This window comes from Mesorhizobium sp. 113-1-2 (assembly GCF_016756475.1).
GTDB classification, from domain to species: Bacteria; Pseudomonadota; Alphaproteobacteria; order Rhizobiales; family Rhizobiaceae; genus Mesorhizobium; species Mesorhizobium loti_C.
In genome coordinates this window covers 1,413,484-1,430,121 of the sequence record NZ_AP023242.1, presented here as the reverse complement: position 1 = coordinate 1,430,121, position 16,638 = coordinate 1,413,484, and the positions used below count along the sequence as shown (strand labels likewise).

Genomic DNA, 16,638 nt, shown 5'->3' with positions numbered 1-16,638 from the left:
AGCCGGCGAACAACAAGGCGATGAGGCGCCATCGCCTGATGGCGATCTTGCAGGATCGCCTCTACTTTTCTATCACTGGTGGCATTCGACGGCACATTGCAAGACGTGCGGATCATGAGGGCGGGTGCTTTCCGGTGACATCTTCTGCGATCACGCGGCTTTTCGTCTTGATTGCCTTTGCGTTTTTTTGCGTCCCGGCCATGGCCGACGCCGAAATCCACAAGGGCAGCCCTGGCAGCTGGATCGACCGGATCGAACTTCCGAAGGCGGACCCGCGCTTCGACAGCCGGATCAAGAACGGCATCTCCAATCTTGTCTCGGAATATCAGATCCGGCAGCATCCTGGTGGCATCGAGGTATTCGACCGCTATGCCTACAGGATCGTCGACCGCACCGGACTCGAGCGCGGCGCCGCCATAAATTTCGAGTTCGACCCGGCGACGTCGCAGGTAACGATGAACTGGCTGAACATCATCCGCGACGGCGTCGTCATCGACCGGCTGCCCGGAGCCACCTTCGATGTGTTCCGGCGCGAGAAGGATGCCGAGAAGGGCCTGTTCGACGGCTGGCTCACGGCTTATGTGAATGTCGACGATGTCCGTGTCGGCGACATCATCGACTATGGCAAAACCACCGTCAGGACACCGATCGTCGGCGCGGATCTGTTCTTCCACTCGGTCGCCATGGCCTGGGGCGAACCGATAGCGCTCATCCGCGAGAAGGTCATCTGGCCGGCAAACCAACCCTTGAACATCCGCCAGGTGCGCACCGACATCCAGCCGGATGTCAAAACCGACGGGGCGTTGAAAACCTATACCTGGCAAAGCATCAACCCTGCCCCGGTCAAGCCCGAGGAGAACCTGCCTGCGGATTTCCTGACCTATCCGACGGTCCAGATCTCCTCGACGGCCAAATGGCAGGATGTCGTCGATGCGATGTTGCCCTACTACCGGCTCGACCAGGAATTGCCGGCCGCTTTCGCTTCGAAGCTCGATGACATCGCCGCCAGATACGCCAAGCCGGAAGACCGCATGATCGAGGCGATGCGGCTGGTCCAGGACACCATCCGCTATGTCAGCCTGTCGATGGGCCGCGGCTCCTATATTCCCCGCAGCCCCAGCACCGTGATCGCCTCGGGCTTCGGCGACTGCAAGGACAAGGCCCTGCTTCTTGCCTCCAGCCTGCGCCGGCTTGGCGTTGAGGCCGAGCCAGCCCTGACCGATCTCGACGACGGACTGGCGCTTGGCGACATGCTGCCGACGATACGCGCCTTCGACCACGTCATCGTCAAGGCATCGATCAAAAGCCAGACCTACTGGATCGATGCGACCAATTACCTGCAGGGTGGCCGGGCCGAAAACCTTGTTCCGCCCGACTATGGCTTTGCCTTGCCTGTCGTCGCCGGCAAAGCGCAAATGGAGAGGATGGAGCGCAAGGAGCTTTTCCAGCCGACCACCTTCGTCAGCGAAGCCTTCGATTTTCCCAAACTCAAAGGCGAGGCGCTCAAGCTGACGGTCAGCACGACCTACCGGGACGCGGACGCCGACTCAATGCGCTACAGGCTGGTTTCGCAATCGGCCACCAAGCTCGCCGACGACTATCTCCAATACTACAACCGGCAATATCCGGGGATGATCAGCCTGGTGCCGTTGTCGACAAAGGACGACCGTGACGGCAATGTCGTCACCACGGTCGAATCCTACGAACTGCCGGCCGAGGATCTCGATGCCGATGATCTCGTCAAGAACTTCCCACTGAAGGCGGATGTCGGCATCAGCAATTTGCCGGAGCCGGACATGGTCGGCAGGAGCGGGCCGATCTGGCTCGGCAGCCCGATGTTCAAGCGCCACCAGTGCATCGTCAGGAACCTGAAGGCGGCGTTTGTCGGTCCCGAAAAGTCCGACGACGTGATCACGCCTTATGTCGCCTTCAAGGCGCGCTGGTCGAGCACGCCGACCGAATTTCAGGTCGACTGGTTTCTCAAGACGATCGGCGACCGGGTTCCGGCCAAGGATATCGGCTTGTATCTGAGGTCACGCAGGAAGATGAGCGACAATTCCTCCTGGAGTTACAATTTCGGCTATGCCGAACCTGAGGCGAACTGAGCCCTCCAAGCAATTCCAGGGTGAAACGGTTTTCGTCCGGAAATCGCGCTGGTCCGTGATTATTCCGCCGCGCCTCTGAAAGCGCTGGCGCCGGTCTCGAACTGCAGCTTGGCCAGCCTGGCATAGATGCCGCCCTTGGCCACCAGGCTCTGATGCGTGCCTTCCTCGACGATGCGGCCGCCATCCATCACCAGGATCCTGTCGGCCTTCAGCACCGTCGCCAGCCGATGGGCGATGACGATGGTGGTGCGGCCTTGCATCAGCCGTTCCAGAGCCATCTGCACCAGCGTCTCGCTTTCGGCGTCGAGTGCCGAAGTGGCTTCGTCGAGCAGCAGGATCGGCGCGTCGCGCAGGATGGCGCGGGCGATAGCCACGCGCTGGCGCTGGCCGCCGGACAGCGTCACGCCGCGCTCGCCGACCTGGCTGTCATAGCCGTTCTCGAGCTTGAGGATGAATTCGTCGGCCAGCGCGTCCTTGGCCGCCGCCTCGATCTCGGTATTGCCTGCGCCCGGCCGGCCGAAGCCGATATTGTCGCGCGCGCTCGCCGCGAAGATGGTGACGTCCTGCGGTACGATGGCGATGCGCTCGCGGACCGAAACCGGATCGGCTTCGCGCACGTCGACGCCGTCGATCAGGATCTTGCCGGTCTCGGGATCGTAGAAGCGCAGGATCAGCGAAAAGACCGTGCTCTTGCCGGCCCCCGAGGGGCCGACGATGGCCACCGTCTCGCCGGGCATGACCTGGAAACTCAGGCCGTGGACGGCGGCACGGTCGGGCCTTGCCGGATAGGAGAAGGAGACGTCGTCGAAGACGATCGCGCCCTTGGCGACCGCCGGCAGCGGCTTCGGATCAGCCGGCGCCTGGATCGCCGGCTTCTCGGCCAGGATCTCGGTCAGCCGCTCGGCCGCGCCCGCCGCCTGCGCAAGCTCGCCCCAGACTTCCGACAGCGCGCCGAGCGCGCCGGCGGCGAACACCGAATAGAGCAGGAACTGGCCAAGCGTGCCCGGCGATATCGCGCCATCGAGGACGTCGCGCGAGCCGAACCAGAGCACCGCCACGACCGACGAGAAAATGGTGAAAATGGCAAAGAAGGTGAGAAAAGAGCGCGCGAAGATCGAGGCGCGTGCCGCCTCGAAGGCAGCCTCCACGGCACCCGAAAAATGACTGGTGACCAGCTTCTCGTTGGTGAAGGCCTGCAGCGTGCGCACCGCACCGATCTGCTCGCTGGCATAGGCTGTGGCATCGGCAAGCGTATCCTGCGCCTGCCTTGCCTTGCGCCGCACCGAACGGCCGAAGGCGACCAGCGGCAGCACGATCACGGGTATGGCAGCTATGACCAGGCTGGACAGTTTCGGGCTGGTGATGACCATCATTCCCACCGCGCCGAGGCCAAGGATGACGTTGCGCAGCGCGACAGAAGCCGTGGCGCCGACGGCCGACTTGACCTGTGTGGTGTCGGCGGCGAGCCGCGAGACGATCTCGCCCGACTGGGCGGTGTCGAAGAAGGCAGGCGACAGCGTCGTCACATGGGCAAAGACATCGCGCCTGATATCGGCGACGACGCGCTCGCCGAGCGTGATGACGAAATAGTAGCGGCTGGCCGATGCCGCCGCCAGCACGGCGGCCATCGCCACAAGGGCGGCGAAATATTCGGCGATGAAGGTGGTGCTGGACGACGAGAAACCATGGTCGATCATGCGTCGCACGGCCAGCGGCAGCGCCAATGTCGTTGCCGCCGCGATGGCCAGCGAGATGAGGGCGCCGACGACCAGCGTGCGATATCCAGTGAGATAGGGGAACAGGCGCCTGAGCGGCTTGAGCGAGCGTCGGCGCTCGTCTGCGCTGCTTGATTGCGCCATCTCGATGTTTCCTCTAGCCGCTTAAGTTTTATGCGCTTCAAAATGCGCTTGCCGCGGCCTTGTGATTCAATTCCGCCTGATGTATAGGCTCGCCGACCGTTTTAGAAGCCGTGGCTCCTCAATAGCTGCGGCTTCGAGTTTTAAAAAGAGGCGCATCGACGCAGGCTTATGCCCGTCAGCCGCGCCGGCAAGCCAGGAACCGAGCCATGAAGAGCGCTATCCATCCCGATTATCACACCATCAAGGTCGTCATGACCGACGGCACCGAATACATGACCCGTTCGACCTGGGGCAAGGAAGGCGATACGATGAACCTCGATATCGACCCGACGACGCACCCGGCCTGGACCGGCGGCCAGCAGACCCTGCTCGACCGCGGCGGCCGACTGTCGAAGTTCAAGAAGCGTTTCGAAGGTTTCGGCCTCTAAGCCCATTTCGGCATTGCCGCAGATCAAAAACCCGCCTTCGAGGCGGGTTTTTTGTTCAGCGAATAATGGCCCTGACAAAGTCGCCCTTGATGACGACCGAGGGCTTGGCACCGGCGGTGTTGGTGATCGTGCTGTCGACGAAGGACGCCGTCGCGGCGACCGAGTAGCTGACCGCAACCCCCTGGCCGAAAGACAGCGTAGCATCCAGCGCCTTGCCGGTGATGGCGATGTTTTCGTCCTGCCGGACGCTGCCAAAGGCGAGATTGGCTCTCAGCGCGTCGCCCTTGAGCTCGACGGTCGAGGCATGCCCGTCCAGTGAAACATCGGCCGCCTTGCTGTTTATGGCGATGGTGGAGAAACTCCCCACCATGCTGGCCTGCAGCGCCGCCTGGTCGATCGACACCGAACTTTCCGGCTGAATGTTGGCGCTGATCTCGACCCTGCAGTCCGAGGGATCCAGCCATGATGAGGGGGCAACGTCGATACGCAATGTCGAGGCCTCCAGCTTCATGTCGCTGGCAAGGCTGCAGTCATTGGCGAACCAGCTCGAATACCAGCGCGCGAACCAGCCTTCGCGGCGGCTGCCGATCGTTGCCCGGTAGGGAGCCGAGGTCGAAGTGGTCAGCCTGACGGAACTGGCTTCGCCGGATATGACGACGGCGCTCACGCCGGCGAGATCGAGTGTCTTGCCGGCATCCCCCCTTTCCGGTGACGCGAGCACGACGCTGCCGAAGGACAGCAGGCCAAGAATTGCGGATTTCATTGATATCTCCGATCATGTGTGACGGTCCCGCCTGGACCGTGGCGCTGTCGGAATGACCCGGGACGTCGTTTTCCGCGACCTCGATCGCGATCCGGGACGACCGTGAACGCAATCCGGGTCATTGTCGGTCGCTGCCAGCCTTGGAACCACGCCTGCGATCATGATCTTCATTCCCCTGCCGTTCGTCGTCTCCCTGCTGCTCGTCATCCTGCTCATGCAGATGGTCCGTCGAAGCGAGGCCGACCCGCGCGATAACATCGCTTTCATGCTGCTGATGGCGGCCTATGCCTTGCAGTCGGTGCTGATTGGCATCCGTTGGGGTTATGACACCAGGATCGTCATGCCGGTCCTGTCGGTACTGGCGGCGCTGATCGCGCCGCTTGCCTGGATCGCCTTCAGTGGCCTGACGAAGGAACGGGCGGAGCATCGCCTGGCACGGCTGTGGCCGCATCTGCTGCCGGCCTGCCTGGTCGCCCTGCTGCTGATCTTCTGGCGCGAGCCGGTCGGGCCGGTGATCATCCTGGTGTTCCTGTCGTATGGGCTGGCACTGCTTTGGCTTGCGCTGGCCGGCCCGGATATCCTCGTCGAATCGCGCCTCGACGGCGTCTTGCTGTCCTACCGATCGCTGTGGGTGACGGCTCTGGCGATCCTCGCGTCGCCCATCACCGACATCATCATCAGTTTCGACATGCAATGGACCGGCGGCGTTCATTCCGGCGCGGTCATTGCCGGCGGCAACGTGCTGGCGCTGCTGCTTCTCGGCGGTGCCGCCGCGGTCGCCAGCGAAGCCGCCGCTCCGGACGAAGACGAGGAAGAAGAGGATGGGCCGCAGGAGCAGATCGCACCACAGGCAACCAGCGAAGACTCCGCGATCGCGGCGGCGGTCGACGCGCTGATGCGATCGAAGGAGCTCTACAAGGACGTCGATCTCAACCTTGGGCGCATCGCCAGGCGGCTCGGCCTGCCGGCACGGCAAGTGTCGTCGGCCATCAATCGCATCCACGGATCGAGCGTGTCGCAATATGTCAACAACCAGAGGATCGACGAGGCGCGCCGCCTGCTGGCGACGACGGACGAACCGATCACCCGCATCATGTTCGACGCCGGTTTCCTCAGCAAATCGAACTTCAACCGCGAGTTCCTGCGCATCACCGGCCTGAGCCCGAAGGCATGGCGGCTTGAGCACCAGCCGCCAGGCGGTGCGATGCCGGTTAAATCCTTGCCAGCCACATCCTTGTTGGCCACATCTTTGCCGGAGGAAGGAAAATGAACAGGCGCGGCGCCATTCAGTCTCCGGCCAGTTCCCTGAGCGCCATGCGCTTGTAGGCGGCGACCAGCCTGTCGCCCTCCTCCCGCTCGACCGAGATCGCCAGCCGCATGACAGCCTCGCCCATTTGCCAGACGAGAAACGCCGCAGTCTCCAGGGCGACGGGATCGGCGCCGGGACGCAAGCGCTTCAGCACCGCCACGAGGAATTCAGCATTGGCCCGGCTGTCGGCGAGTTCGAGTTGGCGCAGCGCCTTGTCGGCCTGCGTGCCCGACCAGATGTCGCGCATCACCGGCTCGGCCAGGAACAGCCCGTAGTAAATCTCGACCAGCTCTGAAAACGCCTGGTTCAGCCCTTCCACATCACTGACATCGGCAAGTGCCGCCGAGATACAGGCCTGGCTTTCGGCCGTGTAGCGCTCGGCCAGCGCCCAGATGATCGCCCGCTTGTCGGGGAAGAACTGGTAAAGCGAGCCGATCGACACCCCTGCCCGATCCGCGACTTCTCCCATGCGCATGGCGTCGCTGCCTTGCTCGGCGATCAGCGCCGAGGCTGCGGCCAGCATGCGCTCCACCCGCTCGCGGCTGCGCTGCTGGCTCGGCGCCCGCCGTGGCGAAGCGATCTGCTCATTGGCCGGCGTGCCTTCCATGGACTGTCTCCCAACAACGCATTCGGCACAATCGCCGAGGAAATGGCTTGACTCGCAAAATACGAGGGTTTATCACGTTTTGCAAATGTGAGGATTACTCATGTTTTGCAACAGAGGAAAACCACCATGACCGACACCAAACCAATCCTGATCCTCGGCGGCACCGGCAAGACCGGCCGCCGTCTCGCCGAGCGGCTGACGGCGCGCGGCATTCCGGTACGCATCGGTTCCCGTTCCGCCGAGACTCGTTTCGACTGGGAAGCTCCCGCAAGCTGGGCTCCCGCACTCGAGGGCGTCAGCGCGGTCTACATCAGCTACTATCCCGACATCGCCGTGCCGGGCGCCGCCGAAGTGATCGGCGCCTTCGCCCGCCTTGCCGTGCGGCATGGCGTTCGCCGGCTGGTGCTTTTGTCGGGCCGCGGCGAGCAAGAGGCGCAGCGCGCCGAAGAGATGCTGAAGGCTTCCGGGGCCGACTGGACGATCCTGCGCTGCGCCTGGTTCTCGCAGAATTTCAGCGAAGGCTTTCTCGTCGAACCACTGCTGGCGGGCGAGGTCGCACTGCCGGTCGGACCGGTCGGCGAACCCTTTGTCGATGTCGACGACATCGCCGACGCCGCCGAAGCGGTGCTGACTGAGCCCGGTCATGTCGGCCAGCTCTATGAGCTCACGGGGCCGCGGCTGTTGAGCTTCACTGACGCGGTCGCCGAGATTGCCAAGGCGGCAGGACGCGACATCCGCTTTGTCAGAATTTCGCATGACGAGTTCACGACCGCTGTCGCGTCATACGAACTGCCACCCGAAATCGTCTGGCTGCTCAATGAGCTGTTCACCCAGGTGCTCGACGGCCGCAACGAGTCGCTCACCGACGGCGTCCAGCGCGTGCTCGGCCGTGCACCGAAAGACTTTTCCGCCTACGCAACCGAAACCGCCGCTAGCCGAATCTGGAGTCACTGAGATGATCAAGCTTGTCCCCGCCCTCACCATCATCGCCGCAATCGGCTCGGGCGTCGTCGGCGGCGTGTTCTTTGCCTTTTCCAATTTCGTCATGGCAGCACTCGCCCGGCTGCCTGTCCCGCAAGGCATCGCGGCGATGAATTCGATCAACGTCACGGTGATCACGCCGACTTTCATGACGGCGCTTTTCGGCACCGGCCTCATCTGTCTGGTGCTTATCGCCGCCGCCATCATGGGCTGGAGCCAGTCCGGCTCGTACTGGCTGCTTGCCGGCGCGGTGATCTACCTGATCGGCAACCCGATCGTCACCATGGTCTTCAACGTGCCGCTCAACGACGCGCTTGCCGCCGTCGACCCGGCCAGCAGCAATGGCGCCGCCGTCTGGGCGAACCATCTGAGCCAATGGGTGATGTGGAACCACGTCCGCACCGTCACCGCCATTGTGGCGATGGCCTGCTTTATCTTCGCATTGCTCTGAGGAGAGCCTTGCAAGAAGACGCCGCTCAGGCGGGGTCTTCTTGCGTATGCCCCTTTGACGTGTGGCCCTTGCGGTCGGAATGGCCGAGGTCGCGATCGGGGTCGATGACGTCGCGCACCAGCTGCTTCAGCTTTGCCGCGTCGGGAAAGCCGCCATCGCGCTTGCGGTCCCAGATGAGAACACCGTTGCAAGAAATGGTGAAGATGCCGCCGGTGCCGGGCACCAGCGTCACTTCACCGAGATCGGTACCGAAGGTCGACAAAAGCTCCTGCGCCATCCAGCCGGCGCGCAGCAGCCATTGGCACTGCGTGCAATAGGTGATGACGATCCGAGGTTTCTCAAAAAGGCTCATTCATGTGTCTCGCGGGTGCGAACGGTTGTGCCGGCTACCCGATCATGGATCGGCTCATGGCCCAATGCTATCGATATTCCGATCCAGAGCGGCCAGACCAAAGCCAAGGTAGTAACGATTTCCAGCCAGAAATAGCTCGGCGCAGGTGTCGCAACGCCCCCCCAGGTCTGAAAGGCGGACCAGGCTCCCGTCAGTACGAGGGGGAAAGCGCCGAGAAACTTGATAAACTGTCGATGAAACGCCTTTTGCAATGGCAGGCCTCTCCTTTGCCAGTTATCCTCGTCATACACGACGAGCACCAAAGCCCGCTTGCCGACTGATCGGCCCAAGGCCATTTCCATGACAAGAAGATAGATCGCCAGAGCGGGTAACTGGGGGAAGCCCAGATCCAATGTCGTAAGTCGAAACGTCTCCTCCGAACCAACTTTGATCGAAACCGTCTCGGACTTTGCAAGCTGGGCCATCTTAGCTTTTTCGACCGCCCAATCGGCAACTGGAACGTCGAAGTTATAGGATTTGCACACTTGCCGACGTTCGGGCAACAGACCGCCATGCACCTTGCCCGACCTGCATATTTCTACGAAGTGATCCTTCACCCCACCGCCGGCCACCAGGAACAGTCCAGCAACCAGAAAATAGAGGGGTATCATCACGACAAGGTAGTCGATGATCAAAGCGAGGAACCGACGCCATATGCCACCCCGGCGAGGCCAAGCCATCGCAGTGGCAACTTCAGGCCTGTCGCCAGTCATCTCCCCTCCCGTCGATAACTCGTTGAGCTATACGTTGGGCGGGGAGACCTTGACTATGGTGTTCCTCTACACTTCCGCGTGACGGTCAGAAACTCAAGCCGCGCTGAGCTTGGCCATGGTCTCGTCGTCGACCTCGAAGTTGGCGTAGACGCTTTGCACGTCATCGTCGTCCTCGAGCGTAGCGACCAGCTTCATCAGCGACTGTGCCCGTTCCTCGTCGACCGGCACATTGTTCTGCGGCCGCCAGATCAGTTTCACCGATTCTGCCTCGCCGAGCGAAGCTTCCAGCGCCTTCGACACCTCGCCGAGATTCTCGAAGGCGCAATAGATCGTGTGGCCTTCCTCGTCGGTTTCCACGTCGTCGGCGCCGGCTTCGATCGCCGCGTCCATCACCTTGTCGGCGCTGCCGGCCGATGCCGGATAATAGATTTCGCCGACACGGTCCCACATGAAGGACACCGAGCCGGTTTCGCCCATCGCGCCGCCGGCCTTGGTGAAGGCAGCGCGCACATTCGACGCCGAACGGTTGCGGTTGTCGGTCAGCGCCTCGACGATGACGGCGACGCCGCCCGGGCCATAGCCTTCATAGCGCACGGCCTCATAATTCTCGGCATCGCCCATCGAGGCCTTGTTGACGGCACGCTGGATGTTGTCCTTCGGCATCGACACGGCCTTGGCGTTCTGGATCGCCAGCCGCAGGCGTGGGTTCATCGATGGGTCGGGCGTGCCGCTCTTGGCGGCAACGGTGATTTCGCGCGCCAGCTTGGAAAACATTTTCGAGCGCACCGCGTCCTGACGGCCCTTGCGGTGCATGATGTTCTTGAACTGTGAATGGCCAGCCATGGCACCCCTGTCGTGTTCTCGGCTAGAGCATCTCGCAGCCAGGTGGATCACCTCGCCTTTGCAAAAATGCTCGAATTCAAAATTCAGAGCGTCGCAGGTGCAACCCGTGGAAGCACGGCGTTCTCTGTCGGAATGGCCGGCTTATAGATAAATCGGCTCAATTCGTCCAGCCGCGCCGTGCTGCGGGCAACCAACAAGGACGACTGCAAGCGCTCACGCCTCGAGATCCGACTTCAGCTGGTCGATGATGCTGAGCGCATGGCCGGCATACTGGCTGATCCAGCGGTCATGGATCTGCTTGATCGGCAGCGCATTGAGGTGGTTCCAGCGTTCCCGCCCGTCGCGGCGCGCAACGATCAGTTCCGCCTCCTCCAGCACCTTCAGGTGCAGCATGACGGTGCAGCGGTCGATGTCGGGAAAGGCGTCGCACAGCATGCCGGTGGTCTTTGGCTCGTCCTTCAACCGGTCCAGCATTTCGCGCCGTCGTGGATGCGCCAGCGCCTTGAAAACATTGTCGTCCTGGGATCGGCTTGACATGTTATATTTCTATAACATATCGTCGAGCCAATCAAGCAGAGGAGCTGTGGATATGTCTCTCGGATTCCGCGTTTCTGGCCGCATCGGCAAACCGGTCGCCGAAGTCTTCGACGCTGTCGTCAATCCGAAGAAGCTGAGCGGCTATTTCACCACCATCGGCGGCGCCAGCGCGCCGCTGCAAACCGGCATGGGCGTCGTCTGGTGGGGCAAGGTACCGGTCGAGGTCGATGAAGTGGTCAAGGACAGCCGCATCGTGCTGCGCTGGGACGCCACCGACGCCGACGGCAAGCCGGCCTACAAGACCCGCATCGAGATGAATTTCGAACCGCTCGACGATGGCGGCACCTTCGTCACCATCGCCGAGAGCGGGTGGCAGGAAGGCGCGGCCGGGCTGAAGAAATCCTACCTCAACTGCGAGGGCTGGTCGCAGATGCTGGCCTGCATGAAGGCCTATGTCGAATACGGCATCAATCTGCGCGACGGCTATTACCGCAGCGAGATGAAGGGCGAACCCGCCAACGAGACCAATGTGTGAGCCATGGAAAACGGAGGCCGAGATGACGAAAGCAACGCCGTTCCTGATGTTCGAGGGCAAGGCTGAAGAGGCAATGGCCCTTTATTGCGAGACCATTCCCGGCAGCAGCGTCCTTGACATCACCCGCTATGGCGCCAGCGAGGATGGCCCGGAAGGGACACTGAAGCTGGCACGCGCGTCCATCGCCGGCCTGGACGTCATGATCTTCAACAGCCCGGTGCACCACGCCTTCACCTTCACGCCGTCGGTCTCGTTCTATGTCGACTGTTCCTCCTCGGAGGAACTGGACCGTATCGTCGAGACGCTGGCGAAGGACGGCGGGTTTCTGATGCCGCCTGACAATTACGGCTTCAGCCGCCGTTTCACCTGGCTCAACGACAGGTTCGGCGTCTCCTGGCAGGTCAACCTGGCCTAGACGCCGCAAAATTTTCGAAGGAGGTTGCCATGGAGATTCGCGAAACCCCAACCGCCGAAACCGGCATGCTGATCCGGCGGCCCATCGCCGAGGTGTTCGAGGCCATTGTCGATCCGGCTATCACCACCAAATTCTGGTTCACCCATGGCAGCGGCCGGCTGGACAGCGGCAACGAGGTCCGTTGGGAATGGCGCATGTATGGCGCCTCGACGACAGTCCGTGTGAGCGAGATCGTCAGGAATGAAAAGATCGTCATGCAATGGAGCGATCCGCCGACAACGGTGGTCTGGACCTTCGCCGAAATGCCTGATGAGACGACCTTTCTCGATGTCCGCAACTTCGGCTTTTCCGGCACGGGCGACGAACAGGTGAAAGAGGCGATCGGCTCAACCGGCGGCTTCACGCTGGTGCTGGCCGGCGCCAAGGCCTGGCTGGAACAGGGCCTGACGCTCGGTCTGATCGCTGATCGCCACCCGAAGGGCGTGCCGGGGCGCTAGATGCCCCGGCATGCCAGTCTCAATGCCCGTCGCCGGACTTCGCTTTCTTGCGCCGCCGCGCCAGCATATTGAGCCCCTCGACCAGGGCCGAGAAACCCATCGCCGCGTAGATGTAGCCCTTGGGCACGTGATAGCCCATGCCGTCGGCGATCAGCGTCATGCCGATCATCAGCAGGAAGCCCAGCGCCAACATGACGATGCTCGGGTTCTTGGCGATGAAGTTGGCCAGCGGCCCTGCCGCCAGCATCATCACGGTGACGGCCACGATCACGGCAATGTACATGATGGCGATCTCGTCGGTCATGCCGACGGCGGTGATGATCGAATCGATCGAGAAGACGAGGTCGAGAAGCAGGATCTGGAAGATCGCGCCGGCAAGCGAGATCTTGATCGTCTCGCCCATCATCGTGTCCTTGTGGTCGTCGGGATCGACCGTGTGATGGATTTCCTTGGTCGCCTTCCACACCAGGAACAGGCCGCCGGCGATCAGGATCAGGTCGCGCCAGGAGAAGCCGTGGCCGAAGGCGGTGAAGACCGGCGTCGTCAGCTGGACGATGATCGAGATGGTGGCCAGCAGCACCAGCCGCATGACCAGCGCCGCCGAAATGCCGAGCCGGCGGGCGCGGGCCCGCTGCGCTTCCGGCAGCTTGTTGGTCAGGATCGAGATGAAGATGAGATTGTCGATGCCGAGCACGATCTCGAGCACCACCAGCGTCAGCAAGGCGACCCACGCGGTTGGATCGGAAACGAATTGAAAATGCGGCGCAAGAAATTCGATAAGCTGCATGGAGGTCGTTGTCCCCTCTTTTAACGATCTGAAGCAGATGTCGTCGGCAGTTAGGTACTGCGCGCGCCTATATCAATGTCACGACCAGAAGGATGGAACCGTTTCTTCGAGTCTCGGCCCGCGACGAAACGGCGCGATCTTCTCGGTCAGACCGGTACGGTCGGAAATATTGACACCGACCCCGCACAAGGTCGCCGGTCCGGTCGCCGCCTCGAAGCGCCCTTTCGGCACTTTCGACAGGAACCGGTTGAGCGGTTCTTCCTTGTCCATGCCGAGCGAGGAATCGTAATCGCCGCACATCCCGGCGTCCGACAGATAGCCGGTGCCGCCATTGAGGATCTGGTGGTCGGCGGTCGGCTGATGGGTGTGGGTGCCGACGACCAGGCTGGCGCGGCCATCGACGAAATGCGCGAAGCACATCTTTTCCGAGGTTGCCTCGGCATGAAAGTCGATCACCACCGCATCGGCCTGCTCGCCGAGCGGACAGGCGGCAAGCTCGCGCTCGCCGGCCTGGAACGGATCGTCGAGCTCGGGATGCATGAACACCCGACCCATGATGTTGGCGACCAGCACGCGCGCGCCGCTCCTGGCGATATAGACACCTGAGCCGCGCCCGGGCGTGCCCTTGGGAAAATTGGACGGGCGCAGGAAGCGCTCTTCGCGCGGTGCGAAGGCGAGCGCGTCGCGCTGGTCCCAGACATGGTTGCCGGTGGTGACAACATCGGCGCCGGCCGCGATGGTTTCGCGAAAGATCTCTTCGGTGATGCCGAAGCCGCCGGCAGCATTTTCGCCATTGACGATGACGAAATCGAGTTTGAAATCCGAGATCAGGCCGGGCAGTTGTTCCCAAACCGCCGTCCGTCCTGTCTTGCCAACCATGTCGCCGAGGAAAAGAAGTCTCATATCCACTTCTATCCAGAGGCACAGACGATAGGCAAGCGATACCGCGACTGGCCCTAACGCCGGCCGAAAGTGCCACGCTGTTGTTGAGGCGGCTTTGCGCCCGCGCCCGCAACGCCAACGGACGATGGCATCATGGGCGACGTCGACGGCGGCTTCCGTCCGCGCAACCAGAAGAACCAGATGTAGAAGATGGTGAAACCGCCTGTAACGGCAACCAGCAGCAGCCCACCGCGCCAGCCCTTCATCGCCGCGGTGTCGAGCTTCGATGGATCGGCGGGGTCGTAATAAAATTCGACCTTGTCGCCCACGGCTGCCTTGTAGAGGCCGATGATCTTTCCCTTGCCGGACCAGCTCATCGGCGCGTCGTTGGCCACATAGGTGACGGCGACATCGATGCCATCCGTGGTGATGCCGCTTTCCTGCCTTTCACTGTAGGGACTGACGGAGGTTACGGTGGCGACCGTCTGCTGCCAGGCGGCCTGGTGATGCAGAGAGGTTCCGATGATATGCAATGCCATCGCCAGCAGCGTCACCGCGATCAGCACGAACGGCATCAGCAGGAAGCGTGCAAAAACAAAAACCATGGTCGCCATCAGCCCGGACTGTATTATGGCAATACTATCCGGCGTATCTTGGAAACGCGTTAAGCAGATCGCGATCTTTAAGCGATGGCGAAGCGGCGCAACCCACTCTCGGTGAGTATTTCCGGGATGATGACATCGTGGTTCTCATCCGGCACCAGCGCCACCTCCTGGCAGTCGAAGGCTATGCCGACCAGCCGTGGCGGCAGCCCCTTGTCGATCAGTTTGGCGATGGCGCGGTCATAATAGCCAGCGCCGTAGCCAATGCGGTGGCCACGCGCATCGAACGCGGCGAGTGGCACCAGCATCACCGCGGGATCGAGCACCTCGGCCCCTTCATGCGGCCCGACGGTGCCGAACCCCATCTCGACCATCGGCGCGCCGCGCACCAGTTCGCGAAAGACGATGGTGGTCTTGTCGAGGATCGCCGGCAGGCAGAGCCGCGCGCCCTGCTCGCGCAAGGCGAACATCAGCGGCCTGACGTCGACTTCCGAGCGCATAGGCCAAAAGCCGGAGACTATCTGGCCCGGTTCGATCGCGAGGTGATCGCGCGCCGTCTCGGCCATTTCGAGCGCGATTTCCACGCGCCAGAATTCATCGAGCGCATCGCGACGGGCGAGTGCCTCACGGCGCAGTTGTTTTTTCAAATCCTTCGGAGATGTCATGCGCGGATGATAGAAAAGGTCAGAACTGGATGGCGTTTTAGGAGCGACGTTTTCTACCCCATCATCCACCGGAATGCGTGGGCGCATACAAGCATACAATAAGTGACGATCCACACAACCGGTGGAGAGAGCGATCCCGGGAACCTACAAAGTAGGTGGGCGCCGTGTGAGAAAACCCACGGGTCTTCCCAGGGACAGCTCCCTAAGGATCGTTAAGGCCCCGGGGAAAATGTTCTCCTGCCGGGAAGCACAGACCGTCCCGCCCAATATAGGCCGCTCATCGGTCAAGCGCCAGTCAGACAGCCAGTCTCGGTGGCTTTATTCGCCACCCGCGTCGAACCCTTGCACAGGCCGGGCGGCGTCCTTACGCTCACCGGAATGAACCAAGGAGCAAAAATGCGTTTCGAAGGCACGGCGGCCTATGTCGCCGACAAGGATCTGATGGTGGCGGTCAACGCGGCGATCGCGCTGGAGCGGCCCCTGCTGGTCAAGGGCGAGCCCGGCACCGGCAAGACCGAGCTAGCCCGGCAGGTGGCGGCGGCACTTGGCCTCGACCTCATCGAATGGCATGTCAAATCGACGACGCGGGCGCAGCAAGGCCTTTACGAGTATGACGCCGTATCGCGGCTGCGCGACAGCCAGCTCGGCGATGCCAGGTTCAACGACATCAAGAACTACATCAAGCGCGGCAAGCTGTGGGAGGCGTTCGCGGCCGGCAAGAAGGTCGTGCTGTTGATCGACGAGATCGACAAGGCCGACATCGAATTCCCCAACGATCTGCTGCAGGAACTCGATCGGATGGAGTTCTTCGTCTACGAGACCGGCGAGACCATTCGCGCCGCCGTCCGCCCCATCGTCATCATCACCTCCAACAACGAGAAGGAGCTGCCGGACGCCTTCCTGCGCCGCTGCTTCTTCCACTACATCCGCTTTCCCGACGTCGACACGCTGCACAGGATCGTCGACGTCCACTATCCCGGCATCAAACAGAACCTGGTGCGGGCGGCGCTCACCCAGTTCTACGAAATCCGCGACGTGCCAGGCCTGAAGAAGAAGCCGTCGACCTCCGAGGCGCTCGACTGGATCCGCCTGCTGGTCGCCGACGACATCGCACCGGAGGATTTGCGCGCCGACCCGAAGAACGCGCTGCCCAAGCTGCATGGCGCGCTGCTGAAGAACGAACAGGATGTGCATCTGTTCGAGCGGCTGGCCTTCATGGCGCGAAGGCAGCAATAGCCAGGCAGCAATAGCGCTTTCCCCGGCCGTGG

The 16,638-nt window shown here is 62.1% G+C and carries 20 protein-coding genes and 1 other RNA gene; 9 read left to right on the top strand and 12 right to left on the bottom strand.

From position 1 onward, the window contains the following. Nucleotides 1-200 precede the first annotated feature (200 nt). A complete protein-coding gene (locus JN279_RS06840; RefSeq protein WP_202352374.1) occupies nt 201-2,105 on the top strand; it encodes a DUF3857 domain-containing protein in 1,905 nt (634 codons plus the stop codon). A gap of 59 nt (nt 2,106-2,164) precedes the next feature. Here JN279_RS06840 and JN279_RS06835 read toward each other — a convergent pair whose 3' ends face one another. Then, entirely contained in the window at nt 2,165-3,964 is a 1,800-nt protein-coding gene (locus tag JN279_RS06835) for an ABC transporter transmembrane domain-containing protein (protein ID WP_202352373.1), read from the bottom strand. Between the two features lie 206 nt (nt 3,965-4,170). Between JN279_RS06835 and rpmE the strand changes: the two genes are divergently transcribed. Beyond that, nucleotides 4,171-4,392, top strand: coding sequence for a 50S ribosomal protein L31 (gene rpmE / locus JN279_RS06830; protein ID WP_096451251.1), 222 nt, complete (start codon nt 4,171-4,173; stop codon nt 4,390-4,392). A 55-nt stretch (nt 4,393-4,447) separates the two neighbouring features. Here rpmE and JN279_RS06825 read toward each other — a convergent pair whose 3' ends face one another. Beyond that, the gene (locus JN279_RS06825) at nt 4,448-5,155 is read right to left on the bottom strand and encodes a hypothetical protein (RefSeq protein WP_202352372.1); all 708 of its coding nucleotides are present in this window, start codon (nt 5,153-5,155) and stop codon (nt 4,448-4,450) included. Between the two features lie 160 nt (nt 5,156-5,315). Between JN279_RS06825 and JN279_RS06820 the strand changes: the two genes are divergently transcribed. After that, entirely contained in the window at nt 5,316-6,425 is a 1,110-nt protein-coding gene (locus JN279_RS06820; RefSeq protein ID WP_202352371.1) for a helix-turn-helix domain-containing protein, read from the top strand. A 16-nt stretch (nt 6,426-6,441) separates the two neighbouring features. Here JN279_RS06820 and JN279_RS06815 read toward each other — a convergent pair whose 3' ends face one another. Further along, nucleotides 6,442-7,071, bottom strand: coding sequence for a TetR/AcrR family transcriptional regulator (locus JN279_RS06815; protein ID WP_096451257.1), 630 nt, complete (start codon nt 7,069-7,071; stop codon nt 6,442-6,444). A gap of 126 nt (nt 7,072-7,197) precedes the next feature. Here JN279_RS06815 and JN279_RS06810 point away from each other — a divergent pair, with 126 nt between their 5' ends. Together JN279_RS06810 and JN279_RS06805 are read left to right on the top strand one after the other, a co-directional pair. After that, the gene (locus tag JN279_RS06810; protein WP_096451258.1) at nt 7,198-8,025 is read left to right on the top strand and encodes an NAD(P)H-binding protein; all 828 of its coding nucleotides are present in this window, start codon (nt 7,198-7,200) and stop codon (nt 8,023-8,025) included. A gap of 1 nt (nt 8,026) precedes the next feature. Continuing rightward, nucleotides 8,027-8,503, top strand: a complete 477-nt coding sequence (locus tag JN279_RS06805; RefSeq protein ID WP_202352370.1) for an anthrone oxygenase family protein — start codon at nt 8,027-8,029, stop codon at nt 8,501-8,503. Nucleotides 8,504-8,528: 25 nt separating this feature from the next. Here JN279_RS06805 and JN279_RS06800 read toward each other — a convergent pair whose 3' ends face one another. The 4 genes from JN279_RS06800 to JN279_RS06785 all read right to left on the bottom strand — a co-directional run bounded on the left by JN279_RS06800 (nt 8,529) and on the right by JN279_RS06785 (nt 10,987). Beyond that, complete coding sequence (locus JN279_RS06800; RefSeq protein WP_202352369.1) at nt 8,529-8,855, bottom strand: SelT/SelW/SelH family protein; 327 nt, start codon at nt 8,853-8,855, stop codon at nt 8,529-8,531. Continuing rightward, nucleotides 8,852-9,607 carry an RDD family protein gene (locus JN279_RS06795; RefSeq protein ID WP_202352368.1) on the bottom strand — a complete coding sequence of 252 codons (756 nt, stop codon included), beginning with the start codon at nt 9,605-9,607 and terminating at the stop codon, nt 8,852-8,854. Before JN279_RS06795 ends, JN279_RS06800 begins: the two co-directional genes overlap by 4 nt. Before the next feature lie 93 nt (nt 9,608-9,700). Next, entirely contained in the window at nt 9,701-10,450 is a 750-nt protein-coding gene (locus tag JN279_RS06790; RefSeq protein WP_096451266.1) for a YebC/PmpR family DNA-binding transcriptional regulator, read from the bottom strand. A gap of 213 nt (nt 10,451-10,663) precedes the next feature. After that, nucleotides 10,664-10,987, bottom strand: coding sequence for an ArsR/SmtB family transcription factor (locus JN279_RS06785; RefSeq protein ID WP_096451268.1), 324 nt, complete (start codon nt 10,985-10,987; stop codon nt 10,664-10,666). A gap of 52 nt (nt 10,988-11,039) precedes the next feature. Between JN279_RS06785 and JN279_RS06780 the strand changes: the two genes are divergently transcribed. From JN279_RS06780 to JN279_RS06770, 3 genes are read left to right on the top strand one after another with little or no spacing between them, the layout of a single operon-like run. Then, on the top strand, nt 11,040-11,522 hold the full coding sequence (locus JN279_RS06780; RefSeq protein WP_096451270.1) for an SRPBCC domain-containing protein: 483 nt from the start codon (nt 11,040-11,042) through the stop codon (nt 11,520-11,522). 22 nt (nt 11,523-11,544) lie between these two features. Continuing rightward, on the top strand, nt 11,545-11,937 hold the full coding sequence (locus JN279_RS06775; RefSeq protein WP_096451272.1) for a VOC family protein: 393 nt from the start codon (nt 11,545-11,547) through the stop codon (nt 11,935-11,937). A 29-nt stretch (nt 11,938-11,966) separates the two neighbouring features. Then, nucleotides 11,967-12,434: an SRPBCC family protein gene (locus JN279_RS06770; protein ID WP_096451274.1), complete on the top strand. Its 468-nt coding sequence runs from the start codon at nt 11,967-11,969 to the stop codon at nt 12,432-12,434. A gap of 19 nt (nt 12,435-12,453) precedes the next feature. Here JN279_RS06770 and JN279_RS06765 read toward each other — a convergent pair whose 3' ends face one another. From JN279_RS06765 to ssrS, 5 genes are all read right to left on the bottom strand, one after another. Further along, on the bottom strand, nt 12,454-13,221 hold the full coding sequence (locus JN279_RS06765; RefSeq protein WP_202352367.1) for a TerC family protein: 768 nt from the start codon (nt 13,219-13,221) through the stop codon (nt 12,454-12,456). 78 nt (nt 13,222-13,299) lie between these two features. Beyond that, complete coding sequence (locus JN279_RS06760; protein ID WP_202352366.1) at nt 13,300-14,124, bottom strand: TIGR00282 family metallophosphoesterase; 825 nt, start codon at nt 14,122-14,124, stop codon at nt 13,300-13,302. A 53-nt stretch (nt 14,125-14,177) separates the two neighbouring features. Beyond that, nucleotides 14,178-14,708, bottom strand: a complete 531-nt coding sequence (locus JN279_RS06755; protein ID WP_202352365.1) for a DUF3592 domain-containing protein — start codon at nt 14,706-14,708, stop codon at nt 14,178-14,180. A gap of 77 nt (nt 14,709-14,785) precedes the next feature. Beyond that, nucleotides 14,786-15,370, bottom strand: a complete 585-nt coding sequence (locus JN279_RS06750; protein ID WP_202352364.1) for a 5-formyltetrahydrofolate cyclo-ligase — start codon at nt 15,368-15,370, stop codon at nt 14,786-14,788. 103 nt (nt 15,371-15,473) lie between these two features. Further along, nucleotides 15,474-15,629: non-coding RNA, 6S RNA (gene ssrS / locus JN279_RS06745), on the bottom strand. A 137-nt stretch (nt 15,630-15,766) separates the two neighbouring features. Here ssrS and JN279_RS06740 point away from each other — a divergent pair. Next, on the top strand, nt 15,767-16,606 hold the full coding sequence (locus JN279_RS06740) for an AAA family ATPase (RefSeq protein ID WP_096451280.1): 840 nt from the start codon (nt 15,767-15,769) through the stop codon (nt 16,604-16,606). Nucleotides 16,607-16,638 lie beyond the last annotated feature (32 nt).